At 63.1% G+C, this 24,830-nt stretch carries 21 protein-coding genes and 1 pseudogene; 8 read left to right on the forward strand and 14 right to left on the reverse strand.

Translation table 11 applies throughout. The features are described from left to right. Window positions 1-133 precede the first annotated feature (133 nt). Together YUO_RS0104645 and YUO_RS0104650 are read left to right on the forward strand one after the other, a co-directional pair. Window positions 134-583: a MarR family winged helix-turn-helix transcriptional regulator gene (locus tag YUO_RS0104645; RefSeq protein ID WP_051379216.1), complete on the forward strand. Its 450-nt coding sequence runs from the start codon at window positions 134-136 to the stop codon at window positions 581-583. 67 nt (window positions 584-650) lie between these two features. After that, window positions 651-1,877: a lytic murein transglycosylase gene (locus YUO_RS0104650; RefSeq protein WP_028346234.1), complete on the forward strand. Its 1,227-nt coding sequence runs from the start codon at window positions 651-653 to the stop codon at window positions 1,875-1,877. A gap of 55 nt (window positions 1,878-1,932) precedes the next feature. Here YUO_RS0104650 and YUO_RS0104655 read toward each other — a convergent pair whose 3' ends face one another. Next, window positions 1,933-2,622: an FMN-dependent NADH-azoreductase gene (locus YUO_RS0104655; protein ID WP_028346235.1), complete on the reverse strand. Its 690-nt coding sequence runs from the start codon at window positions 2,620-2,622 to the stop codon at window positions 1,933-1,935. A 94-nt stretch (window positions 2,623-2,716) separates the two neighbouring features. Here YUO_RS0104655 and YUO_RS0104660 point away from each other — a divergent pair, with 94 nt between their 5' ends. Next, window positions 2,717-3,628: a LysR substrate-binding domain-containing protein gene (locus YUO_RS0104660; RefSeq protein ID WP_430649530.1), complete on the forward strand. Its 912-nt coding sequence runs from the start codon at window positions 2,717-2,719 to the stop codon at window positions 3,626-3,628. A gap of 46 nt (window positions 3,629-3,674) precedes the next feature. Here the strand turns inward: YUO_RS0104660 and YUO_RS0104665 are convergent, their stop codons facing one another. After that, entirely contained in the window at window positions 3,675-4,484 is an 810-nt protein-coding gene (locus tag YUO_RS0104665; RefSeq protein ID WP_028346237.1) for an SDR family NAD(P)-dependent oxidoreductase, read from the reverse strand. Between the two features lie 41 nt (window positions 4,485-4,525). After that, window positions 4,526-6,367, reverse strand: coding sequence for a single-stranded-DNA-specific exonuclease RecJ (gene recJ / locus YUO_RS0104670; protein WP_028346238.1), 1,842 nt, complete (start codon window positions 6,365-6,367; stop codon window positions 4,526-4,528). Window positions 6,368-6,591: 224 nt separating this feature from the next. Between recJ and YUO_RS0104675 the strand changes: the two genes are divergently transcribed. Then, on the forward strand, window positions 6,592-7,686 hold the full coding sequence (locus YUO_RS0104675) for a methyl-accepting chemotaxis protein (RefSeq protein ID WP_028346239.1): 1,095 nt from the start codon (window positions 6,592-6,594) through the stop codon (window positions 7,684-7,686). Between the two features lie 17 nt (window positions 7,687-7,703). Here the strand turns inward: YUO_RS0104675 and YUO_RS0104680 are convergent, their stop codons facing one another. The 5 genes from YUO_RS0104680 to YUO_RS0104700 all read right to left on the reverse strand — a co-directional run bounded on the left by YUO_RS0104680 (window position 7,704) and on the right by YUO_RS0104700 (window position 12,682). Further along, the gene (locus YUO_RS0104680) at window positions 7,704-8,423 is read right to left on the reverse strand and encodes a haloacid dehalogenase type II (RefSeq protein WP_028346240.1); all 720 of its coding nucleotides are present in this window, start codon (window positions 8,421-8,423) and stop codon (window positions 7,704-7,706) included. A 116-nt stretch (window positions 8,424-8,539) separates the two neighbouring features. Then, window positions 8,540-9,541, reverse strand: coding sequence for a class II fructose-bisphosphatase (gene glpX / locus YUO_RS0104685; RefSeq protein WP_028346241.1), 1,002 nt, complete (start codon window positions 9,539-9,541; stop codon window positions 8,540-8,542). A gap of 79 nt (window positions 9,542-9,620) precedes the next feature. Continuing rightward, entirely contained in the window at window positions 9,621-10,940 is a 1,320-nt protein-coding gene (locus YUO_RS0104690) for a homoserine dehydrogenase (RefSeq protein WP_028346242.1), read from the reverse strand. A gap of 27 nt (window positions 10,941-10,967) precedes the next feature. Beyond that, window positions 10,968-12,188, reverse strand: a complete 1,221-nt coding sequence (locus tag YUO_RS0104695; protein ID WP_028346243.1) for an LL-diaminopimelate aminotransferase — start codon at window positions 12,186-12,188, stop codon at window positions 10,968-10,970. Between the two features lie 200 nt (window positions 12,189-12,388). Further along, entirely contained in the window at window positions 12,389-12,682 is a 294-nt protein-coding gene (locus YUO_RS0104700; protein WP_051379217.1) for a hypothetical protein, read from the reverse strand. 292 nt (window positions 12,683-12,974) lie between these two features. On the opposite strand from YUO_RS0104700, the gene YUO_RS0104705 reads away from it, so the two are divergent. The 3 genes and pseudogenes from YUO_RS0104705 (at window position 12,975) to YUO_RS39750 (ending at window position 16,238) form a co-directional block, all read left to right on the forward strand. Continuing rightward, a complete protein-coding gene (locus YUO_RS0104705) occupies window positions 12,975-14,780 on the forward strand; it encodes a PHA/PHB synthase family protein (protein ID WP_028346245.1) in 1,806 nt (601 codons plus the stop codon). Window positions 14,781-14,854: 74 nt separating this feature from the next. Next, entirely contained in the window at window positions 14,855-15,253 is a 399-nt protein-coding gene (locus tag YUO_RS0104710) for an MAPEG family protein (protein ID WP_028346246.1), read from the forward strand. A gap of 112 nt (window positions 15,254-15,365) precedes the next feature. Beyond that, window positions 15,366-16,238: pseudogene (locus tag YUO_RS39750) on the forward strand (ornithine carbamoyltransferase). 124 nt (window positions 16,239-16,362) lie between these two features. Here the strand turns inward: YUO_RS39750 and YUO_RS0104720 are convergent. The 6 genes from YUO_RS0104720 to YUO_RS0104745 all read right to left on the reverse strand — a co-directional run bounded on the left by YUO_RS0104720 (window position 16,363) and on the right by YUO_RS0104745 (window position 22,339). Further along, window positions 16,363-17,781, reverse strand: coding sequence for an outer membrane protein (locus YUO_RS0104720; protein WP_028346247.1), 1,419 nt, complete (start codon window positions 17,779-17,781; stop codon window positions 16,363-16,365). Between the two features lie 145 nt (window positions 17,782-17,926). After that, entirely contained in the window at window positions 17,927-18,538 is a 612-nt protein-coding gene (locus YUO_RS0104725) for a class I SAM-dependent methyltransferase (RefSeq protein ID WP_028346248.1), read from the reverse strand. A 14-nt stretch (window positions 18,539-18,552) separates the two neighbouring features. Continuing rightward, entirely contained in the window at window positions 18,553-19,605 is a 1,053-nt protein-coding gene (argC, locus tag YUO_RS0104730; protein ID WP_028346249.1) for an N-acetyl-gamma-glutamyl-phosphate reductase, read from the reverse strand. Next, window positions 19,605-20,291 carry an FMN-binding negative transcriptional regulator gene (locus tag YUO_RS0104735; protein ID WP_028346250.1) on the reverse strand — a complete coding sequence of 229 codons (687 nt, stop codon included), beginning with the start codon at window positions 20,289-20,291 and terminating at the stop codon, window positions 19,605-19,607. The genes argC and YUO_RS0104735 overlap by 1 nt, the downstream gene beginning before the upstream one ends. Before the next feature lie 334 nt (window positions 20,292-20,625). Then, window positions 20,626-21,615 (reverse strand): MBL fold metallo-hydrolase, encoded by a 990-nt coding sequence (locus tag YUO_RS0104740; protein WP_028346251.1) that lies wholly within the window; start codon window positions 21,613-21,615, stop codon window positions 20,626-20,628. A gap of 193 nt (window positions 21,616-21,808) precedes the next feature. Then, a complete protein-coding gene (locus YUO_RS0104745; RefSeq protein WP_028346252.1) occupies window positions 21,809-22,339 on the reverse strand; it encodes a DedA family protein in 531 nt (176 codons plus the stop codon). 354 nt (window positions 22,340-22,693) lie between these two features. On the opposite strand from YUO_RS0104745, the gene parE reads away from it, so the two are divergent. After that, a complete protein-coding gene (parE, locus tag YUO_RS0104750; RefSeq protein ID WP_028346253.1) occupies window positions 22,694-24,748 on the forward strand; it encodes a DNA topoisomerase IV subunit B in 2,055 nt (684 codons plus the stop codon). Window positions 24,749-24,830: the final 82 nt, after the last annotated feature.

The following is a 24,830-nucleotide window of genomic DNA, read 5'->3' on the forward strand; positions in this document are numbered from 1 at the left end:
CAAGACACCACAAAACATGGCAGCGCGATCGCGAAACGTATCGGCGAAAAAACCACAAGCGAGGCAAACGCCGGCCGCCGGAAAGACCGGCCGACGGTCGCGGCAAAAATCTGCGGAAACTCCCGCGTCATTGATGCTGCGACCGCCGCCGCCCGGCGAAGGCAAGCGCGGCGAGCAAGGTTACCTCGCCTATCTGCTGCGCCAGGCTCAAGGCGCGACACGGCTGGCGATGGAGCGGTCGCTGGCCGAGCTCGGCGTCACCTCGCCGCAATTCGTCGTCCTGACGATGCTGCGCGCCTATCCCGGCCTATCCGGCGCGGAGCTTGCGCGGGTGGCGATGCTGACGCCGCAGACGGTCGGCGTCATCATCCGCAATCTCGAGCGCGACGGCGCCATCAAGAAGACCCCACACCCGATCCATGGCCGGGTGCTGCAGTGGACGGTGACGCGGCGGGGCGCAGCGCTACTCGACAAGTGCCGGCGGCACGCGCAGGCGATCGAGCGGCGGCTGGCGGCGGGGCTTTCCGCCAACGCCCAGCGCCTGATCCGCCGCTGGCTGGCCAGAATCGCCGCGGATTTGTGAAGGAAGCGCCGGTTCCCGCGGCGTCATGGCTTTTGGCGCAGGCCCGCCGTGCCGCTAGACTGCGGGCATGAAACAGCCTGATTCCCAGAAAGCCCCAACCCGCCGCGCGGTGCTGGGGCTCGGCACCGGCGCTCTGCTCGCGACGACGCTTCCCGCTTTGGCCGCGCCGGCCGGCTTCGACCAGTGGCGCGACAATTTTCGCGCGCGCGCAACTGCAAAAGGCATTTCGGACGCGACCTGGACGCGGGTGATGGGGCGCATCGAGCCCGACATGACGGTATTCCGGCAGATGCAGAAGCAGCCGGAATTCCACGAACAGATCTGGCAATACGTCAACCGCCGCGTCTCGGACTGGCGCATCATCAACGGCCGCGAGGCGCTCAGAAAGCACGAGGCGCTGTTCGCGCGGATCGAGCAGGACTTTGGCGTCGAGCGCGGCACGCTGCTTGCGCTGTGGGGCGTCGAGTCCGCCTATGGCGATCCCTTGGTGCAGCAGAACCATATGCGGCCGATCTTTCCGGCGCTCGCAGCTCTCGCCTGGAACGAGCCGCGCCGCCGCGCCTATTGGGAGACCGAGCTGATCAACGCGCTCAAGATCGTCGACCGCGGCTGGGGCACGCCGGAGGAAATGCGGGGATCCTGGGCCGGCGCGATGGGCCACACCCAGTGGATGCCGGAAGTCTGGCTCAATGTCGGCATGGACTACGACAAGGACGGCCGCGTCTCGCCGTTCGGCAAGCCCGATGACGCGCTCGGCTCCAGCGCGCGCTATTTGCTCAACCGCGGCAAGTATCACCGCGGCGAGCACTGGGGCTATGAAGTCCGCACGTCCGGCGGCGCTTCGAGCGGCAGCCGTACCTACGCGGCATGGGCCAGCGCCGGCGTCACGCGCGCCGANNNCAAGCCGTTCCCGCAGCCGAACGCATCGGCGCAGATGTGGGTGCCGGTCGCGGGGGGACCTTCGTTCCTGCTGGGCCCGAATTTTTATTCGGTGAAGAGCTACAATCCGTCGATGAACTACGCGCTCGCAATCTGCCATCTCGGCGACCGCATCTTGGGCGCGCCGCCCTTCATCCAGCCCTTCCCCGGCTCGGAGCGCGCGCTGACGCTGGCCGAAGTGCAGGAGCTGCAGACCCGGCTGACCAAGGCCGGCTTCGATACCGGCGGCACCGACGGCCGCGTCGGCAACGACACGATGAAGGCGGTGAAGGATTATCAGACCAAGATGGGGCTGCTGCCGGCGGATGGTTATGGCGGGCTGAAAGTGCTGGCGCGGTTGAGGCAAGGCGGATAGCGACGCAGCGTCAACCTCGCATGGTTCCGCCGCGTCCTCTCCATCAAGTCTGCAGTCAAGCTGCTTCCAGCGGTTCGGCCTCCTTCGCCAGCCGATCCACAAGATCATCCACTGCGCATTCGGCCGCAGCGATCGACGCCTTCAAGCGTTCACCCCCGAACTCGTCATACTCGATAGCGATGCTGTGGAAGTCGGTGATGCCCAGGAAGCCGAACACGTCACGCACCGCCCCTTCGACATGGTTGATGTGCGCGATACGTCCGCCCGGATCGTAGCCGTAATCACCCCGCGAGCTGAGCATGATGAGACGTTTGCCCTTACCAGCCAGTAGCTGCGAATAGGGATCATCCGGCCTGGCACGATCAAAGCCGAAAGTGCGACCGACCCGCACGACATTGTCGACATACGCCTTGAACTGCGCCGGCATTCCAAAATTGTACATCGGCACGCCAGCCACGATCAAATCTGCGGCGATGAGTTCATCGACCAATGCGTCGCTTTCCGCCAGCACATCATTCATCCACGGCTCGCGCAGCTCAGGTTTGGTGAAGGCCGCACCGATCCATTTCTCGGTGACGTGATGCGGTGGTGATTGGCCGACATCCCGATCGGTCACGAGATCATCCGGCCGGTCTTGCAGCCAACGCTGCACGAAGCGTTCAGTGAGGCGGCGCGTGTGCGACCCGCGAGGGAACCGGTCCGATCGGTCAGGCCGCGCACTGGCGTCAATCCGTAGCAAGTTCATGGCATATCTCCTTTCATCCTTGTTCGACTAGATGGAGCAGGCGGAATGCATTGACAAAAGCAAATTGCTCATCACATGGATGAGCTGCATTCATCTGCTGGGCCTGCCGATGAGACGTCTTCCACCGCTGTCCGGGCTGCGGGCGTTCGAAGCCGCCGGGCGGCATCTGAGTTTCAAGCGTGCGGCTCAGGAGCTGCACGTGACGCCGACCGCCATCAGCCATCAGGTTCGGCAATTGGAAGAGGTGATTGGCGCGACGCTGTTCGAGCGGCGGACGCGTCAGGTCCTGCTGACCGCGGAGGGGCAAGTCTTGCTGCCGGTTCTGCGCGACGGATTCGATTCCTTCGCACGTGTCGTCGAGGGATTGAGCCGCAGGCAGCGCCGCGCGACGGTGACACTTTCGGCCACTCCCGCGTTCACCGCCAAGTGGCTGGTGCCGCGAATCGCGGACTTTCACAACGCAAGACCTGACATCGATCTCACTCTGCTGGCGACCCTGGAGGTCGTGGACCTTAATTCGGGTGTCGCGGACCTCGCGTTGCGCTATGGCCCTGGCCCTTATCCCGATCTGAACGCCGAACCGTTGGCCATCGATCGTTTTGCGCCAGTGGCGAGTCCGCGTCTTGGTCTGAAGAAGCCGGCCGATCTGCGCTCAGCGACCTTGCTGCATTTTGACTGGCGCCGCAGCGACAGCGGCAATCCGACCTGGCGGCGCTGGCTGAAGATCGCGGGTATCGACGGTATCGATGCTCGGGCCGGGCTCCGCTTCAGCGATGAGACCCATGCGATCCAGGCCGCCGTCGCCGGCACCGGGGTCGCGTTGCACAGTCTGCTGCTGGTGTCGGAGGAACTCGCGACCAAAACGCTGGTCGTGCCGTTCGGCCCGGAAATCGAAGGCTTCACCCTGCATCTTGCGCGCGGCTCCCGGAGAGCCCTGACCGAACCGATCGAAGCAACGCAAGCTTGGTTGCGCGCGCAATTCGCCAAAAGCTCACCTTCACGCTGATGCACGCGCGCGTGGTGCAGTCGATCACTGCCGCCCGCGTTTTCGTCTATGCGCGTCGCGCCACGCCACCCGCATTCATGCCGCCGTCGATAACAAGCTCCGTTCCCGTCACGTAGCGCGACGCATCGGACGCCAGATACAGCACGCCCTGCGCAACCTCCTCGGCCTGCCCGGCGCGGCCGAGCGGCGTTGCTACTTTCGCGCGTTCCTCCGGATCGATCGGCGCGTTCTGTCCGCTGCCGGTGGACCCCACCGGAATCTTGGCCCAGATCGGCGTGTCGATGATGCCGGGATGCACCGAGTTGACGCGGATGCCGTCGCCGAATGTCGCGCATTCCATCGCGATCGACTTGGCGAACAGTCGGACACCGCCCTTGGTCGCGGAGTAGCCGGACAGACTGGCCGCGCCGCGCAAGCCCGCCAGCGACGACATCATGATGATGGAGCCGCCGCCGGTCTTGCGCATCACGGGCAGGCAATGCTTCACCGACAAAAACACGCCGTCGAGATTGATCGCGGTCTGCCGCCGCCAGTCCGCAAGCGACATCTCGGTGATCGACGGCACTGAAATTCCGATGCCGGCGTTCGAGACCAGCACGTCGAGCCGGTCATAGCGCTTCATGATTTCGGCCACGACTTCAATCCAGCGTTCCTCGCTGGTCACGTCGTGATGCCAAAAGCTCGCCTCTCCCCCCGTCTTCTTGATCCGTGCGACGACCTCAGGGCCTCTCAAATCGTCGACATCGGTCACCGCGACCGACGCCCCCTCGCGCGCCAGCAACTCGCAAACCGCTTCGCCAATACCGGATGCGCCGCCCGTCACGAGCGCGACCTTGCCCTGAACCTGCCCTGCCATTTCTCCTCCCGTTCTGTTTGTTGATTGAGACGTTTCTTGTTCTAGCGGATCACGGCCGGTCCCGGATCCGGTACCGCGACGTCGAGCACGCGAAATTGCACGCGTTCCGAACCTTGAAAACGATCGACCGCGAGCGATCCTGCCACGTGCAAAAGCTGGCCGCGGTTCTGCGTCAGCGCGTGTCCGAGCTTCTGTCCGACCGCGCGGAACGCGATGCCGTTGACGATGGCGCCGTCGCCCGACTTGAAGCGCACGCGCAGATGCGCCTGCCCCACTTCGTCGGCATAAACGAGCTGATGCGCCGGCAGCGCGATCACAGGCTCCGGGTTGGCTGCGCCGAACGGACCGGCGCGGTTCAGTGTGTTGGCGAATTCTACGGTCACGCTGCGCGCGCTAACGGCGCCATCGATGAACAGCTCGTTCTCATGGCGGGAATTGGCGACGTCCTCGGCCAGCGCGCTTTCCATGAAGGCACGAAACTCCGCGAGCTTCTCCTTGCGCAGCGTCACGCCGGCAGCCATGGCATGGCCGCCGCCCTTCATCAAAAGCCGCTCCTTCACCGCCTGCCGCACGGCCTTGCCAAGATCGACGCCCGAGATCGAGCGGCCCGAACCAGTGCCGATGCCGCCGGGCTCGAGCGCAATGGCAAAGGCGGGACGCGCAAACTTCTCTTTCAGCCGCGAGGCGACGAGACCGACAATGCCGGGATGCCAGCCTTCGGCGGCGGTCACGATCACCGCGCCCTTGTCTTCGAGCCCGAGCGAGGCCAGCGCCTCGGCCTCGGCCTGCGCTTCGGCCGCCTGCTCGATGATGCGGCGCTCGCTGTTCAGGCGGTCAAGCTCGGCCGCGATCCGCGCGGCCTCGGAGACGTCGCCCTCCAGCAAGAGCCGCACGCCGAGATCGGCGCGCCCGATCCGGCCGCCCGCATTGATGCGCGGCCCCAGCATGAAGCCGAGATGCCAGGCTTCCGGCGGGCCGTTCAGCCGCGCCACATCCATCAGCGCGGTATGCCCGACATGGTCGCGGCGACGCATCGCGATCAGGCCTTTGGCGACAAAGGCGCGGTTGAGCCCGATCAGCGGCGCGACGTCGGCCACGGTGCCGAGCGCCACATGATGCAGCATGCCCAAAAGATCGGGCTCCGGCCGCTCCGCGCTCCAGAAGCCGCGGCCGCGCAATTCGCGGTTCACAGCGACCAGCGTGATCAGCACGAGACCGACAGCGGCGAGATGGCCGAGGCCGGAGAGATCGTCCGGTCGGTTCGGATTCACCAGCGCGTCGACCTCCGGCAATTCGTCGCCAGTCTGGTGATGGTCGATGACGACGACGGATAGGCCGAGCTTTCGCGCTTCCGCCAGCGGCTCGATGCTGGTGGTGCCGCAATCGACGGTCACCAGCAGCGTTGCGCCCTTGGCGGCCAGCGCCCGCACTGCCTCGACGTTGGGGCCATAGCCTTCAAAGATTCGGTCCGGGATGTGGATCAGCGGATCGAGCCCGCAATGGCGCAGATGCCAGGCCAGCAGCGCCGCGGACGTGGCACCATCCACGTCATAGTCGCCGAAGATCGCAACCTTTTCCCCGCGCATGGCCGCGTCAGCGATGCGCTTGGCCGCCAGTTCCATCTGCGTCACGGTGTGTGGATCGGGCATCAGTTTGCGGATGGTCGGATCGAGAAAATCCTGAACCTCGTCAGTCCCGACATCGCGGCCCGCCAGCACGCGGGCCAGCATTTCCGGCAACTGGTAGCGCTGGGTGATCGCCAGCGCCCGCGCAGCTCCCCTGGCATCGAGCCGGTCGCGCCACAATTTGCCCGTCGCCGAACGCGCCACGCCGAGAAACGCCGGGGGCAGCTCAACGGGAAGTGCGGATGCGGGAAGGATCATGATGCCTTCGAGAGATAGGGGCTAAGCGGGCTGTGGGCCATGCCGACAAATGCGACTTGCACAAAGAAGATGCAACTTCGTCAGGTAAAACTACCCGCAAGCCGCCGGAACTTAAACCAATCGTTAGCCATGATCCCCGACAAAGGAGACCAATACGCTCTCATTTGAGTCCCGCCGATCCGCAGAAGATCGACATCCGCACAAAGACTGAGGAATTCCCGCCAATGTCCGTCGCGCTTCGCTCCCAAACCGCAACGACCGCAAAACAACCGGCCAAATCAGCGGGCACCGAGGACGAATCCGACGTTTCCGCGCTGATCGCGAGATTGACCGCCGAGGTCAACCAGGTCGCCTGCGAGAAGACCAAGTCGATCCAGAAGATCACCAACCAGATGAAGATGCTGGCGCTGAACGCGCTGATCGAGAGTTCGCGCGCCGGCGCGCAAGGTGCGGGCTTTGCGGTGGTGGCGCAGGAAGTCCGCAACGTCGGCCAGCAGGTCGAGACGATTGCCCGCGAGCTCGAAAGCCAGCTCACCAACCGGACCGGCAACCTGATGAATTCGATCGCGCAGATGGCCGACCGCTCGCGCGGCGAGCGCATGGTCGACCTGTCGCTCAACGCCATCGAGCTGATCGATCGCAACCTCTATGAGCGCACCTGCGACGTGCGCTGGTGGGCAACCGATTCCGCCGTGGTCGATTGCGCGGCCGCGCCGCAGGTTACTGCCGTCAACCATGTGTCGGAACGGATGGCGGTGATCCTCGGCGCCTATACCGTCTATCTCGATCTCTGGCTCTGCGATCTCGACGGCAATGTGCTGGCCAACGGCCGTGCCGATCGGTTTGGCGTCGTGGGCCAGAACGTGGCGCAGACCAAGTGGTTTCGCGCGGCGCGCTCCTTGCGCTCCGGCGACGATTACGCCGTCGGCGACGTCGAATGCCAACCTTTGCTCGGCAACGCCCAGGTGGTGACCTACTGCGCCAGCGTCCGCGAAGGCGGCAAGGCGCACGGCAGGCCGACCGGCGTGCTGGCAGTTCACTTCGACTGGGAACCGCAAGCTCGCGCCATCGTCCAAGGCGTGCGCGTCGGCGCGGCCGACAAGGCGCGCGTGCTGCTGGTCGATTCGAATTTCCGGGTGATCGCGGCGTCCGACGGCCAGGGCCTGCTCACCGAGCGCGTCTCGCTCCAGCTCGAAGGAAAGCGCTCCGGCTTCTACCAGGATCGCTCCGGAGCGATGATCGCCTTCCACGCCACGCCCGGCTACGAGACCTACAAGGGCCTCGGCTGGTTCGGCGTGATCCAGGCCGGCGCGGCATAAGCCCGCCTCGCCAATCGTCAGCACCCCAGCCGGTCGGCGATATCGCCAAAATCCTTGGCGACGATGTCCCAGTCGCCCTTGGCTTCGAAATCGTATTTCTGGTGCGGGCCGTATTCGGTCGGACGCGCGACGAACGCGGTCTTCAGGCCGTTCTGCTGCGCGGCTTTCAGGTCGCCATTGTGGGCGGCCACCATCATCACCCGCTCGGCCGGCAGGCAGAGCAGTTTGGCGGCGCCGAGATAGGTTTCGGGATCGGGCTTGTAGTGCTCGAACAATTCCGCCGACATGATGAGATCCCACGGCAGGCCGGCGAATTTTGCCATGTTGGTCAATAGCGCGACGTTGCCGTTGGAGAGCGGCGAGATGATGTACTTCTTCTTCAACCGCGTCAGCCCGGGCACGCTGTCGGGCCACGGATGCAGGCGGTGCCAGCCCATCGTCAAATAGTGCAGATCGGCGTCGCTCAGTCCCTTGATCGCGAATTGCGCGACCAGTTTTTCCAGCGAGCGGCGGTGCAGGGTGTCGAGGATCTGATAGCCGCGTTCGGGATGTTTGCGCACCTCGTCCATCGAGGCCATGTAAACGCCGCGCCAGCCGTCGACGAGCGCGGTCCAGTCAGCCTTGATGCCGGAGGTTTTCGACCATTGTGTGAAATCGTTGATGAGGCTGGTGCGCCAGTCGACGACGGTGCCGAACACGTCGAACACCAGGGCTTTGACCGCGGAAATGTCGGACATTGGTCGCGCTCCCTTTGTTCTTCTTCGTCATTCCGGGGCGCGCGCAGCGCGAACCCGGAATCTCGAGGTTCCGGGTTCGATGCTGTGCATCGCCCCGGAACGACGAGGGAGTATCTTCAATCCAGATGAAACTTGTCCAACTGCCGGTGCTCGGCCTTGATGTAACGCACCGTGCCCGTCACTGAGCGCATCACCACCGTTTCGGTCTCGATGACGTCATCCTTGCGGAATTTGACGCCCGTCAGCAGCGAACCCGTGGTGACGCCGGTGGCCGCGAACAGGCAATCGCCCCGCACCATGTCCTCGATTCCGTAGATCATTTTTGGATCGGTCACGCCCATCTTGTGCGCGCGCTCGCGCTTCTCCTCGCTGTCGAGGATCAGCCGGCACTGCATCTGCCCGCCGATGCAGCGCAGCGCCGCCGCCGCCAACACACCCTCGGGCGCGCCACCGGTGCCGATATACATGTCGACGCCGGTGTTGTCGGGGTCGGCACAGTGGATCACGCCGGCGACGTCGCCATCGGTGATCAGCCGTACCGCGGCGCCGGTCGAGCGGATGCTGGCGATGATGTCGGCGTGGCGCGGCCGATCGAGCACAAGGACTGTGATCGCGCCAGGCTCGACGCCTTTGGCTTTGGCGAGCCGGCGGACATTGTCGGCAGGCGAAGCGTCGAGCTCGACGACGCCCTTGGCGTAGCCCGGGCCGATCGCAAGCTTCTCCATGTAGACGTCGGGCGCGTGCAGCAGCGTACCGCCATCGGCCATCGCCATGGTCGCGATCGCGCCCGGCATGTTCTTGGCGCAGAGCGTGGTGCCTTCCAGCGGGTCGACGGCGATATCGACCTGCGGACCGGCATTCAGCCCGACCTTCTCGCCGATGAACAGCATCGGCGCCTCGTCGCGCTCGCCCTCGCCGATCACGATGGTGCCTTCGATCGGCAGCTTGTTGAGCTCGCGGCGCATCGCGTCGACTGCAGCCTGGTCCGCCGCCTTCTCCTGGCCGTGGCCGCGCAGCCGCGCGGCCGAAACGGCTGCACGTTCCGTCACCCGCACGATTTCAAGCGTGAGAATGCGCTCGAGCAGCAATTGCGGCGGAACGGAAATATGGGTCGACATAGCGAGCACTCCTTAAATCTTCGCCGGGCCCCCGGCCCGTCTTCAACCATTGAGCGCGCAATCCCTTGCAAATCGCGCGCTAGTTTTTCTCGATTCGTATCACCTGCGGCCGGCCGCTGATCACCTTGTCGCGCTGCACCGCCTCCAGCGCGCGATAGACCGCATCCTCTGATGTTGCGTAGGTGATCAGAATGACCGGAACCGGTGCGCCTTTCTTCGTTGCGCCGTTCGCGTCGACACCTTCGGGGTGACGCTGCACGATCGATTCCAGCGAAATCTTCTGTTCGGCAAGGCGGGTGGCGATGGTCGCGGCGGTGCCGGCGAGGTCGCGCGCCATCAGGCGGATGTAGTAGCCGCCCTCATGCCGCTCCATCGGCGCCTTGGTGGTGTCGCGCAGCCGTTCCACCGGGCGGCCGAACGGCTTTGCGCGAATGCCGCGCGCCACGTCGGCGATGTCGGCGACGACGGCGCACGCCGTCGCGGCACCACCGGCGCCCGGCCCCACCAGGGTGATCGGGGGAATGCCCTCGCCGTCGACGGTCACCGCATTGGTGACGCCCATCACCTGCGCGATCGAAGACGATTTCGGCACCATGGTCGGATGCACGCGCTGCTCGATGCCCTTGGCGGTACGCACCGCGACCCCGAGCAGTTTTACGCGGTAGCCGAGCTCTTCGGCGGCGCGAAGATCCTCCGGCGCGATCGAGGAGATGCCTTCGACATAGACCGCGCTCTGCGCCACCTTGGTGCCGAAGGCAAGGCTCGCCAGGATCGCGAGCTTCTGCGCCGTGTCATGGCCGTCGACGTCGAAGGACGGATTGGCTTCGGCATAGCCCAGCCGCTGCGCGTCCTTCAGGCATTCGGCGAACGACAAGCCTTCCTGCTCCATCCGGGTCAGGATGTAATTGCAGGTGCCGTTGAGGATGCCATAGACGCGGTTGACTCCGGTGCCCGCAAGCCCTTCGCGCAACGTCTTGATGACGGGAATGGCAGCGCCGACCGCCGCCTCGTAGTTGAACGCGCCGCCGTGCTTCTCGGCCGCCTTCGCCAGCCGCACGCCGTGCTTGGCGATCAGCGCCTTGTTGGCTGTTACCACCGACTTGCCGGATTTCAACGCCGCTTCGATCGCCGACAGCGCCGGATCGCCGGCGCCGCCCATCAGTTCGACAAAGCAATCGACGTTGGCGTCGCTGGCCAGATCAAGCGGGCTTTTCGCCCAGTCGATGCCGCGCAGATCGAGCGAACGCTTCTTCGCCTTCGAGCGCGCGGTGACGGCAACGACGCGCACCCCGCGCCCGCTGCGCTCGGCAAGCGTCCGCGACTGCTCTTCGATGAGGCGGACGACCTCGGCACCAACAGTGCCGAGCCCCGCGATACCCACTCTCAGGGGTGCGACCATGAATGAGAGAACCTGCAATAAAAGGAATTAGCGCCGGTTGGCGAGAGGAACCACGTTGTGCAACGTTTCAATGCCGCTTTCAAGAAAGCGGCGCACCCCGCGTGCGGCCTGGCGGATACGCTGCTCGTTTTCCACCATGGCGATGCGGACATAGCCCTCGCCATGCTCGCCGAAGGCGACGCCGGGCGAAACTACCACGCCTGATTTCTCCACCATCAACGTCGCGAACTGCATGCTGCCGACGCCCTCGAAGGCTTTCGGCAGCGGCGCCCAGGCGAACATCGAAGCCTGCGGCGGCGGAATCTCCCAGCCGGCCCGGCCGAACGATTCGACCAGCGCGTCGCGGCGCCTGCGGTAGGTGTCGCGCATCTCCTTGATGCAATCGTCCGGCCCGTTCAGCGCAGCGGTGGCCGCGACTTGAATGGGCGTGAACGCGCCGTAGTCGAGGTAGGATTTCACCCGCGCCAGCGCGGCAATGATCCGCTCGTTGCCGACGGCAAACCCCATGCGCCAGCCCGCCATCGAGAACGTCTTCGACATCGAGGTGAATTCGACGGTGACGTCGATTGCGCCGGGAACCTGCAACACCGAGGGCGGCGGATTCCGGTCGTCGAAATAAACTTCGGCGTAGGCCAGATCCGACAGGATGAAGATCTCGTGCTTCTTCGCGAACGCCACCAGGTCCTTGTAGAAATCGAGCTCGGCGACATAGGCGGTCGGATTGGATGGATAGCAGACGATTAGCGCAATCGGCTTCGGGATCGAATGAATGATCGCGCGCTCCACCGCCTCGAAAAACTGCGGCGTCGGTTCCGAGGGCACCGAGCGAATCACGCCGCCCGCCATCAGAAAGCCGAAGGCGTGAATCGGGTAGCTCGGATTGGGGCACAGCACGACGTCGCCGGGCGCGGTAATCGCCTGCGCCACATTGGCAAAACCTTCCTTCGAACCCAGCGTCGCAACAACCTGGGTATCCGGATTGAGCTTTACGCCGAACCGCCGTCCGTAATAGGCGGCTTGCGCCTTGCGCAGGCCATTGATGCCGCGCGAGGCCGAGTAGCGATCGGTCCGCGGCTTGCCCAGCGTCTCCTTCAGCTTCTCGAGCACATGGGGCGGCGTCGGCAAATCCGGATTGCCCATGCCCATGTCGATGATGTCGGCCCCGGCATTGCGCGCGGCCGCCTTGGCCTGGTTGACCTTCTCGAACACGTAAGGCGGCAGACGGCGAATGCGATAAAAATCTTCCATGGGACCCTTGCTCCGACAACCGGCAGGACAGAATCGAACGGAACCTGCGCGCGCTACGAAACCCGATCGGCTTCGTCCAAAAATCGCGTCCAATCAAGGATTTGGAGCGAATTCAGGCGCGAGGTCTCTAGGCTCTGGACCCGCAATGCGGTTGAATTGGGTTCTTTTAGCACGGGAGCCCGGCAGCGCCAGTAATTAGGTCACTTCTTGGCCGGTTTTGGCGGGGTAGCGGCGGTCGCCTGACGGTCGCGAGCGGCGGTCAATTCTGCCTGGATTTTAGCCAACTCGGCCGGCTTCATCGCCTCCTCGTTGCGGTCCGGCGGCAGGTCGTGAACCGGCAGATAGCCACCAGCTTCCTTCGGGCGCTCTGGGGCGTCAGCCGGCAGGCCGAAGCCCGGCATATCAGCGATCTGGGTCGAGCAGCCGCCGAGCGCAAGCGCTGCCGCAAGCAGCGTGGCAACCGACCACAGCCTTATCGTTCGATCCACCGCCATCCGTTCCGGAAATCCCCAACTACCTGATGCAGTGCACGCGCATCGCGACGACATCTATGTGCTGGTACGAGCCTTGCAACGCAAAATCGTCCCGCGGCGTTGATTTCGCTAGAACCGTTCAAACCATTGTCGCCCGAAACGATTAAAGCCCAAAGAGCAAACCGAGCCGATGCGGCTGCAATGTGTCGGTCAGAACACAAGAACTTTATCGCAGTGCAACAGGGTTAACTCAAACTTGTTGCCACCAATCCACGCGGTGACGAACGCAAAATGAAGCTATAGTGTCCCTGATATGAGTGACGTCAACACCGAAACCCAGGCTTCGACAACTTTCAACGCCGAAGCCTTCGCCATGAACATCGCCAAAGCGATGGAGACGAGCGGCCAGGCGCTCGCGGCCTATCTCAAGCCGCGCGAGGACGGGGAGCCGAAGGACAAGCCGCCCAGCGAAATCGGCGAGGTCGTCAAAACCTTCACCAAGGTGGCGGAATACTGGCTGACGGACAAGGAGCGCGCCGAAGCTCTGCAGATCAGAATGGGCAAAGCCTATCTCGATCTCTGGGGCTCTGCGGTGCGCCGCATGGCCGGCGAACAGGCCAAGCCTGCGATCGAGCCGTCGCCGCGCGATAAGCGCTTCAAGGATCCGGAGTGGAAGTCGAATCTGTTCTTCGATTTCGTGCTGCAGCTCTATCTGCTCACCGCGCAATGGGCGCAAGAACTGGTGAAAAACGCCGAAGGCGTCGATCCGCACACGCGCAAGAAGGCCGAGTTCTACGTTCAGCAGATCACCAACGCGATCTCTCCGTCGAATTTCGTGCTCACCAATCCGGAAGTGCTACGCGAGACGCTGGCCTCGAACGGCGACAACCTTGTTCGTGGCATGAAGATGCTGGCCGAGGACATCGAGGCCGGGCGCGGCATGCTGCGCATCCGTCAGTCCGATCCGTCGAATCTCGAAGTCGGCGTCAACATGGCGACGACGCCGGGCAAGGTGATCTACCAGAACGAGCTGATGCAGCTCATCCAGTACACGCCGACCACGGAAACGGTGTTGCGCACGCCGCTCCTGATCGTGCCGCCCTGGATCAATAAGTTCTACATTCTCGATCTCAAGCCGGAAAAATCCTACATCAAATGGTGCGTCGATCAGGGCATCACCGTCTTCGTGATCTCTTGGGTCAATCCGGACAAGGAACTCGGCAAGAAAACCTTCGACGACTATATGAAGGAAGGCCCGCTGACCGCGATGGACGTCATCGAAAAGGTGACGGGCGAGATGAAGGTCCATACCGCCGGATACTGCGTCGGCGGCACCCTGCTGGCGTCGACGCTGGCCTGGCTCGCCGAGAAGCGGCGCCAGCGCGTCACCTCGGCGACGTTCTTTGCGGCGCAGGTCGACTTCACCCATGCCGGCGATCTGCTCGTGTTCGTCGACGAAGACCAGATCGCGACACTGGAGCGCGAGATGGAAGCGCGGGGCGTTCTCGAAGGCAGCAAGATGGCGATGGCCTTCAACATGCTGCGCTCCAACGACCTGATCTGGTCCTATGTCGTCAGCAACTACCTGAAGGGCCAGCCGCCCTCCTCCTTCGACCTGCTGCACTGGAACTCCGACGCCACGCGGATGCCGGCGGCCAACCATTCCTATTACCTACGCAACTGCTACCTGGAGAACCGGCTCTCCTCCGGCAGCATGGTGCTCGATAACACCCTACTCGACCTGTCGAAGGTCAAGGTGCCCGTCTACAACCTAGCGACACGCGAGGACCACATCGCGCCGGCGGACTCGGTGCTCTACGGTTCGCAGTTCTTCGGTGGCCCGGTCAAATATGTGCTGTCCGGCTCGGGCCACATCGCAGGCGTGGTCAACCCGCCGGACGCGGGCAAGTACCAGTACTGGACCAACAACAACATCAAGGATGTCACGCTCGCCGACTGGATGAAGAACGCCACCGAGCACAAGGGATCGTGGTGGCCCGACTGGCTGCAATGGCTGGAGGGCATCGACACCGAGCGCGTGCCCGCGCGCGCCGTCGGTTCCGAGGAGATGCCGCCGATCGAGGACGCACCCGGCAGCTACGTCAAGGTGCGCGCGTAGCACTGAGGCGCGCTGTTGGGTATAACCGGCCATCCCATGGCGGGAATCGTTGAGGGGAAACCATGACGCAACCAATAACGCGTGAATTGTTCTGGCTGACTCTGACCGTGATTTTGACCGGGCTGATGTGGGTCCCCTACATCATCAATCGCTGTCAGGTGCGCGGCCTCTCCGGCGCCATGGCCAACCCCTCGCGCAGCGACAAGCCGCACGCGGATTGGGCCAATCGGATGATGTTCGCGCATGACAACGCGGTCGAGAACCTCGTGATCTTCGCGCCGTTGGTCCTGATCCTGCACGCGATCGACTATTCCGATAGATGGACCGTGCTCGCCTGCGCGGTCTATTTCTGGTCGCGTGTTGCGCACCTTATCGTCTACACGCTGGGCCTGCCGGTATTCCGCACGCTGGCCTTCACCGTCGGCTTCTTGGCGCAAGCCGTGCTGGCGCTGGCGATCTTCAGAGTGGTCTGAGGCGACATCCGCTCGGCAATCCATCTCCCTGCATCGTTGTCCGGGGCGCCCAGGGGCGAACCCCGGAATCTTGAGATTCCGGGCCGGGCTGTAGCGAGCCCCTTAGGCGAGAATGCGCATGGAATCCAACAAGGACTTTCTTGAATTCCACGGATTGCCAAAAGAAATCATCTTTTCCCTCATCGATCGCGCTCAGTCGCTGGCGACAGCCTGGAACGATCGCACGATCCCTCAGAGCTTGTCCGGCAAACGTGTTGCTCTCATTGCCGACGATGGTGGATGGAGAAATACCACTGCTTTTGATCTCGGCGTACAGACCATGGGTGGGCATCTGTGTACAATCGCCAATCAGGTTCAATGGCCATGAAACCACGGCGGATCTAGCGAGATACCTCGACAACTGGTTCGACATTTTGGTTATCCGCACCAAAGAGCTATCGACTTTGAAAGAGCTCGCATCAGTTGCCAAAGCCGCGGTGGTAAATGCGAGAACGATGTCCAATCACCCTTGCGAAACACTTGGCGATCTCGCCTATGTCCAAAGCAAGAGAGGAACGCTTGAGGGAATGAAGGTCGTCGGCGTTGCTCCGGACGCCAACATCTTCCGATCGTGGGTCGAAGCTTCCATCTCGATGCCTATCCAGGTCAGACAGATCTATCCGGAAAATTGGCACGTCAAAGACGTCTCACTATTGGGTCCAAACTTCGCTGCGAGCACCGATCTCGCAGAGCTGTTGAATGCGGACGTGATCGTTACCGACTCATGGCCAAGTGAGGCACATGAAGAACAGATGCGGGAATACCGGATTTCGGCGTCTGTTCTGGCGAAATGCCGACCCGATGTCATTTTCCTTCCCTGCCCACCCGTTTCGAGGGAAAGGAAGTCACTGCTGATGCAATGCATCATCCAGCTTGCCAGAGTGCCGCTGCAAAGGCTTATCTTCTACACGCGCAAAACGCCCTGCTCGAATGGATCGTCACATAAGCCCGTATGATCCCGCCTGCGGTCATCCGGTGATTTGAGGCTCCCTTTCGCATCTCGAATGTCAATGAAAAACCCCCGAAGGCTTCGCCCCGGGGATTTTCGTTAGTGCGTCGTTAAATGGCGCTCAGTACTTCGCAACAACCGGCGAATTGAAGTGGTAGTTGATGCCGGTGCGGAAGACGTGTTCGGTAACCGAACGGGTCGTCGTCGCCGGAACAGCGCCGAAGACAAAGCTGTCCGACGTCGAACCGAGGTCGACGTAGAGATACTCGGTCTTGGTCGTCCAATTTGGACCCAGCAATCCCAGCAGCGTAAACGGCGTTTCGATGCCCGCACCCGCGGTCCAGCCGGTATTGGTATGCGAGAACGATTGCGTCACCGGGCCGACGAAGGAGGTCGTGTTGATCTTCGTCTTGATGCTGCCGTAAGCAAGACCGCCGGTCGCATAGAACAACGTCGACCCGACCGAATAACCTAGCCGCCCGCGAACCGTGCCGAACCATGGCAGGGTGGCATCGTAAGCCGCGCTCACTCCAGCGAACCCGCAGCTCAACACGCAAGTCTTGTCGTCTTGCAGGGTCGACCCCTGAATATCCGCCTCAAAGCCGAACACCCAGTTAGCGGCCTGCCAGTTGTAGCCCGCCTGCACGCCACCAATGAAACCATCGGGGGCCAGGTTGAAGGTGTCCACGAACGGACCAATCGGCACGCTCAGCGAACTCCGGTCACGGCCGTATCCGGACCCGAAATTGCCGCCGAGATAGAAACCGCTCCAATTGGCCGCAGCCACCGGCTGGTAGTTCGAGTTGCCGCCGATCCGGTAGTTCAAGCCGGCGCGGAAAATATTTTGGCGGATCTCGGTATTCACGTTGCTTGGGAAGAACAACGGTGCGGCGAAGTCGGTCCGGTTGCCGAGGTTCAGATAGAGATGTTCAATCTTTCCGGTCCAATTGCCGACCAGCGCAGCCTCCACACCACTGCCCACCACCCATCCACCCTGGGTACGATCGGTTGAAAACGTCACCGGAACCGGACCCGGTCCCGACTGAGTTATCGTGGTGTTGACGTCGCCATAGGCAAATCCGGCCGTGACGTAGCTCAACACCGGTCCCTTGGCCAGGCCGACACGTCCGCGAACGGTTCCAAACCAGTCGAGCTTCTGGCTGTAGTTCGTAAGCAAGCCGCCGCCGAAATTCAAATTGGTGCGGTCGTCGCTGAGGCCAGCTCCCTGGATATCCGCTTCAACACCAAAGACGATCGGCCCGAGTACGGAATTCGTCTGCCAGTTGTATCCGATCTGCCCGCCACCGAGCGCGCCTTGAGGCTGCAGGTAAAGCGAATAGTCTTGCCCCGGAAACGGCTGATGTCGGGTGCGGTCGCGCGCGACCCCTCCACCCGCGTTGACGCCGACATAGAAGCCGGTCCAATCGTAGACGGCTGCCAGTGCGGGAGCTTTGGTGTAAGACCGGGCGGCCAGGTCTGCGGCGAATGTCGGAGCGCATCCCAGGCCAACGAGAGCGGTGGCCAAGAGGTACTTCTTCATTTTCATTTACGGCATTCCCAGTCCGGCATTCCCGGCAGGCGTGCCGCCGGGGCTTCGAACGCATCTTTACTGGTTTCTTGTCCCCGATTCTGTAGCTAGGCCGCCACAGGTTCCACGAATTGCCCGCTCAACTGGTGGAACTACGTTACGATGCCTTGCGAGCCGTAAGTCTTTTTTTGGCAACAACGAACAGCATCGACGCCATCTTGTCGTCAAAGCCTCTGACTTCGCCGCTCTCGATCGACAGCGAATCCCATTTGCCCGCCTCGGCGTAAGCCGCGCGCAGCCAGTCCGGCGAGGGATAGTTGTAGTAGCGATTGAGCGCGTCGCGGCCGTCGCCGTCGCCTTCCTTGAAACTCGCGAAGAAATAGCCGGCGGGTTTCAGCGCGCGCCAGATCAATCTCAGAACGTCGGCAAGCTGGTTGCGCGGAACGTGTAGCAGGCAGGCATTGGCCCAGACGCCGTCATAGGCCTCGACCTCATCGAGTTCATGAAACAGCAGCGTCTCGACGGTGCGGCCGAGATGCTTTGACGCGATATCAGCCATTTCCGGCGAGCCGTCTGTCGGGCGGACATCGAACCCGCGCGCAAGCATTTCCGCTGTGTCGCCGCCGGCGCCGCAGCCGAGTTCGAGAATGGAAGCGCCCGACGGAATCTGCGCCAGAAACGCCGTCAGCCGCGCCTGACGCGAGGTGAACGTGCGCTTGGCATACGCTTCCGCGTTGCCACGGTAGAATCGCAGCGTCTCCTCGTCCACCGCAGCACCTCACATCACGGAAACAGCGCGATCTGCTCCAGCCCGGCCGTCTCGGGCAATCCGAACATCAGGTTCATGTTCTGGATCGCCTGCCCGGCTGAGCCCTTCACCAGGTTGTCGAGCGTGGAAATCACGATCGCCCGGTTTTTGATGCGGTCGGCGACGACGCCGATCTGCACATAATTGGAGCCGCGCACGTTCTGGGTCTGCGGCAGCACACCCTTCTTGGCGACATGCACGAAGGGCTCGTTGGCGTAAGCCTTCTCCAACGCACCCCGCAAATCGTCCGGCGTCGCTCCGCCGCTCAGCCTAACATAGGACGTGCAGAGTTCGCCGCGCGCCATCGGAATCAGATGCGGCGTGAAGTTCACCGTCACCGCAGCGCCCGCGGCGACGCCGATCTCCTGCTCGATCTCGGGCGCGTGCCGGTGGGTGCCGACCGAGTAGGGCGACAGCCCCTCGCCCGCCTCGCTGAACAGCGTGTTCTGCTTCAAGCCGCGCCCGGCGCCGGTAACGCCCGACTTGGCGTCGATGACGATGTCGTCGACGTCGATAAGTTTTGCCCTGGCGAGCGGCACCAGCGCAAGCAGCGCCGCAGTCGGGTAACAGCCGGGACAGGCGACGAGCCGCGCGGCCGCGATCCTCTCGCGGTAGAATTCGGTGAGGCCGTAGACGGCTTCGCCCTGCAGTTCGAGCGCCCGGTGCTCATGGCCGTACCATTGCGCATAGGTGTCCTTGTCGCGCAGCCGGAAATCGGCGGACATGTCGAGCACCTTGATGTTGGGGTTGGCCCTGAGGACGGCGGCGATGATCTCCTGCGTGGTGCCGTGCGGCAGCCCGCAGAATACCGCGTCGAGGCTGGTCCAGTCGACCTTCTCCCACTCGACCAGCTTCGGCAGATCGAGCATGAAGAAATGCGGGAACACGTCGCCCATCGACTTGCCGGCGTGGGTGTTGGCGGTGAGCGCGGTGATCTCGGCGTTCGGATGCCGCGCCAACAGGCGCACCGCGTCGGCTCCGGTGTAACCGGAGGCACCAAGAATGCCGATCTTCTTTTTCGAGCTCATCACGCGTTCCTTTCTTCAGGCGTCGTCGTTTGCTTGTCTTGTACCGTAACCGCCGTGAATGCCAGCGGCCGTGCCGCGCGCATCAGGGCTGCGATTTCGCGCGCGTCGGCGTCGCCTTGCGAGGCGAGCGCCTGGGCCAGCGCGGTATAGTCGGCGTCCGACTTGTGCTGGTTCAGCTTGAAGCTGCCCTCCACCTCTTCGACCGTCATCTCGAGGCCCACGATCGCCTTCTTCATCGCCGCCAGCCGCCCCGCCGTCATCTTTGACGACAGCCATGGCTTCTTCGGCAATAGCCGCTCCTCAAACTTCGCGCTGAGCGTATCGATCTGCTCGGCGAGTTCATCGTCCGACATCACCCGCACCGGACCGGTCAGATGCACCGCCTGATAGAGCCAGGTCGGCACCTGATCCGGCGACACGTACCAGTCTGGCGACACATAGGTATCGGTGCCATTGACGGCCAACAGCCACGGGGTCGCGCCGTCGGCGAGCTTCGCCAGCGGATTTTGCCGCGCAACGTGAAACGCCACGTGCGGCGTGCCGTCATTGGCCGAGGTCAGATAGAACGGCAGCGACGAGGCGACGGGCTTTAAGCCATCCCACGCGCAAGCCAGACCAAAGCCGCGCGCTTCCGCGAACGCCAGGCTCGCGGTGCGGTCGGACTTGAACGGTGGTGGCGTATACATTTCAAACTCCTGCTTGACGTAGGAGCCGCCAGTTCAGACCGCGTTTTCTGGAAAAGGGAGAAGCCGCGGGACCCGATCCGGCGGCAGAGGCGACAATCTCAAACGTAGACGTCCGCCCATACCGCGACGATGGCGCGGCGGCGGCGAGCGATGGAGATGGTCGAAGCGAAAATCATGGGCGCGGCTATAAGGCCGCGCCGGCTAAACGTCAAGCTGTACCCGTCATTCCGGAGCGATGCGGAGCATCGAACTATGGTGCGCAATTGCGCACCTGAGAATCTCGAGATTCCGGGTTCGCACGCTTGGCGCGCGCCCCGGAATGACAGCTTGCAGCTTAAATCACCGGGCTCCACGGCGCCGGGATCAGCCGGTAGCCATTGCCGTCCTTTTCGACAAAACCATTGGCCGGGAACGGGTAATGGAAGCCCTGGACCCGCATCTTGTCGGCGACCAGCATGTCGTAGACCCGGCGGCGGGTCTTTTCCGCCAACGCCGGATCCTGGTCGAACATCAGGTGCCAGCCCGGATTGGTGACGAACAGCGCAGGCAGGTTGGTGACATCAGATTGGATGAACACCTTGTCGGAGCCGGATGCGAGAACATAGGAGGTATGGCCCGGCGTATGGCCGATGGTTTCCACCGCCGTCAGTCCGGGCGCGACTTCCTTGCCCCACTCATAGGGCGTCACCTTCTTCTTGAGGCCAGCCTCGAGCACGCGGCGGGCGTTCTTGAACGTTGTCTGCATCCGCCCTTCCGGCGCACGGCTCATCTCGCCGTCGTCCATGAAATATTTCCATTCCGCCGCCGGCACCAGCACCTCGGCATTGGGGAAGGTCGGCGCGTTCTCCGCGGTCAGGAGGCCGTTGATGTGATCGGGGTGGAAGTGCGAGATCACGACGATGTCGACCGCCTTGGGGTCGAAGCCCGCGGCAACCATGTTGGCGCCGAACTGGCCGACATTGCCCTTGCTCGATGCAAAGGCCGCGGCGCCGTTACCGGTATCGACCACCACGAGCTTGCCACCGGTATTGATGACCAGCGGCGCGAACTGGATCGACATCTTGTCCTTCGGCATGAAGGCCTTTTCGAGCGCCGCGTTCACTTCGTCCTTCTTGGCGTTGAGCACGAACGTGTCGGGCAGCGCGAAATTGTTGACGCCGTCAGAGATGGCCGTCACCTGGGCATCGCCCACCTTGTAGCGATAGAAGCTCGGCGCCTGCTTGTCCGCCACCGGGGCGGCCGCCCTGGCGGCCGCCTGCGGCAACAGCGGCGCGGCGGCGAGCGCCGCAGCGCCAGTGAGTGCGTGACGACGTGTCAGTTCCATGGTGATGTTCTCCCCAGTGAGATGATGGATACGAGGGCGGGATTCACCCCGCTTTGATGCGTGCCCTTGGTCGGTTGCCGCTGAACCTATCAGCACTTCTGCGATAGCGCGACGACACGACGGCAATGCGAAGTTGCTCTTGTCTACCTACGTTGGGGCTAACACCCCCGTCATCCGCTTATTCCGTTCGATGCTACACCACCCGCCAAAGCCATTCGGCGATCTTCCCCATGACGTCGCCTACCAGCAGCAGAACGGCCGACCAGACCAGGGCCGAGACAAAATTGGCGATCTGAAAGGGCCAATATGACATTTCGAAAATGCCGGCGGCGAGCGGCACCGAGGCGCGCAACGGTCCGAAGAACCGGCCGATGAAGATCGAGGGCACGCCCCATTTTTTCACGAATTCCTCGCCGCGCAGCACGATTCCCGGATAGCGCGACAGCGGCCACATCTCTGCGACGTGCTCCTTGTATTTGAAGCCGATCCAGTAGGAGACCCAGTCGCCGAGCGCCGCGCCGAGGCCGCCGGCGAGCCAGACCGGCCAGAAGTTGATGCCGCTGACGCCGATCAGCGCGCCGATCGCAACCAGCGCCCCCCAGGCCGGCACCAGCAGCGAGACGAAGGCAAGCGATTCGCCGAATGCCAGCACCAGGACGATCGGTGCGGCCCACGCCTGGTTGTCGCGCACAAAATCAGCCAGGGCGCGCACATAGTCTTCCATGTCTTGAGTGCCTTCCCCGCCCCGTTCACACCCCTGAACTTTCGTCTGATTCAAGGCTATCCGACAGCTAAGCCAGCCGCTTGCGTGACTTCAAGTCACAAGGGCTGGCACGGGATGTGATAGCACCGTGCCGGCTTGCCGTAGCCGCGATCTGCCCCGCCCAAAACCCTGATCTGTCCAGGTGATAGCCGAGGGCGTTGCGATCCTCTGTTCAGAGCCGTGCGAGACTGGTACGGCCTTGCAATCCGGTGCAACAGCAGGGAAGAAGCGCATCGCGCCAGCCCCGCCGTCACCTTTTCAGCCCATCCGTGGCATAGTCAGGCAGACCGATTCGCTCGCAACACTTAAAGAGCCATGTCCAAGCCATTGAAATCAGCTACGAAATCAAAATCCGCCAACGATCTGTTCGCCGCGGAGGGGAAAGGTCGCGCGGCGTCCAAAGCCGCCTCGCGCGGAACCAGCGCCGAGGCTGGCTATACCGCGGCGGATATCGAGGTGCTGGAAGGCTTGGAACCCGTGCGCCGCCGCCCCGGCATGTACATCGGCGGCACGGACGAAAAGGCGCTGCACCACCTGTTCGCCGAAGTCATCGACAATGCCATGGACGAGGCGCTGGCAGGGCATGCCTCCTTCATCGAGGTGGAACTGAGCGCCGATGGCTTTCTGACCGTCACCGATAATGGCCGCGGCATCCCGGTCGATCCGCATCCAAAGTTTCCGAAGAAGTCGGCGCTCGAAGTGATCATGTGCACGTTGCACTCCGGCGGCAAGTTCGACTCCAAGGTCTACGAGACCTCGGGCGGTCTGCATGGCGTCGGCGTCTCCGTGGTCAACGCCCTCTCCTCGCGGCTCGAAGTCGAAGTCGCGCGCAGCCAGAAGCTCTACCGGATGAGTTTTGAGCGCGGCCATCCCAAGGGCAAGCTTGAGGACCTCGGCAAGATCAACAACCGCCGCGGCACCCGCATCCGCTTCAAGCCGGATACCGATATCTTTGGCGCCAAGGCGGCCTTCAAGCCGCAGCGCCTGTTCAAGATGACGCGCTCGAAAGCCTACCTGTTCGGCGGCGTCGAGATCCGCTGGCGCTGCGATCCCGCACTGCTGAAGGGCATCGAGGACGTGCCGGCCGAGGACAGTTTCCACTTCCCGGGCGGCCTCAAGGACTATCTCGCCGCCGCCATTCACGCCGATATGCTGGTGCACCCCGATATCTTCTCCGGCAAGTCGGGGCGCAACGGCGCCCATGGCGCCTGTGAATGGGCGGTGGCGTGGACCGCGGATGCCGACGGCTTCCTTTCCTCCTACTGCAACACCGTGCCGACGCCGGATGGCGGCACCCACGAGTCCGGCATGCGCAGTGCGATGCTGCGCGGCCTGAAAGACCACGCCGAGCGTATCGGCCAGGGCAAGCGCGCCGCGCCCGTCACGTCGGAAGACGTCATGGTGGGAGCTGCAGTGATGCTGTCGGTGTTCGTGCGCGAACCCGAATTCCAGGGCCAGACCAAGGACCGTCTCGCCACGGCCGAAGCGCAGAAGATCGTCGAGCAGGCGATCAAGGACCCGTTCGATCACTGGCTGTCGGGCAATCCGCTGCAGGCCAACAAGCTCTTGGATTTCGTCATCGAGCGCGCCGACGAGCGGCTACGCCGCCGCGCCGAAAAGGAAACCTCGCGCAAGACCGCGGTGAAGAAGCTGCGGCTTCCCGGCAAGCTCGCCGATTGCACCAACACCGCGACCGAAGGTTCCGAGCTCTTCATCGTCGAGGGTGACTCGGCCGGCGGCAGCGCCAAACAGGCGCGCGACCGCAAGACCCAGGCCGTGCTTCCCCTGCGCGGAAAAATCCTCAACGTCGCCTCCGCCGGCAAGGACAAGCTGATGCAGAACGCGCAGCTTGCCGACCTGATGCAGGCGATCGGTTGCGGCACCGGCGCGCATTACCGCGAAGAGGATCTGCGCTATTCGCGTATCATCATCATGACCGACGCCGACGTCGACGGCGCGCATATCGCGTCATTGCTGATCACGTTCTTCTACCGACAGACGCCGCGGCTGATCGATGAAGGACACCTCTATCTGGCGGTTCCGCCGCTCTACAAGCTGACCCATGGCAGCAAGTCGGTCTATGCCCGCCACGATGCACATAAGGACGCGCTCCTGAAAAGCGAGTTCAATGCCAATGCCAAGGTCGAGGTGAACCGCTTCAAAGGCCTCGGCGAAATGATGCCGGCGCAGCTCAAGGAAACCACCATGGACCCGGCCAAGCGCACGCTGCTCCGCGTGGTGCTGCTGGCCGACGACCGCGAAGGCACGGCTGATTCCGTCGAGCGGCTGATGGGAACCAAGGCCGAGGCCAGATTCGCCTTCATCTCGGACAAGGCGGAATTCGCCAGCGACGAGCTGCTGGACGTCTGATCCATCAGAAGCGGCGATTTTCCGGCGATCTTGGGCCTATTTGGCCAGTCAGTGCCGGAATTTGCCCGTTTTTCGGGCTTTT

The organism is Bradyrhizobium murdochi (genome assembly GCF_000472965.1).
GTDB classification, from domain to species: domain Bacteria; phylum Pseudomonadota; class Alphaproteobacteria; order Rhizobiales; family Xanthobacteraceae; genus Bradyrhizobium; species Bradyrhizobium murdochi.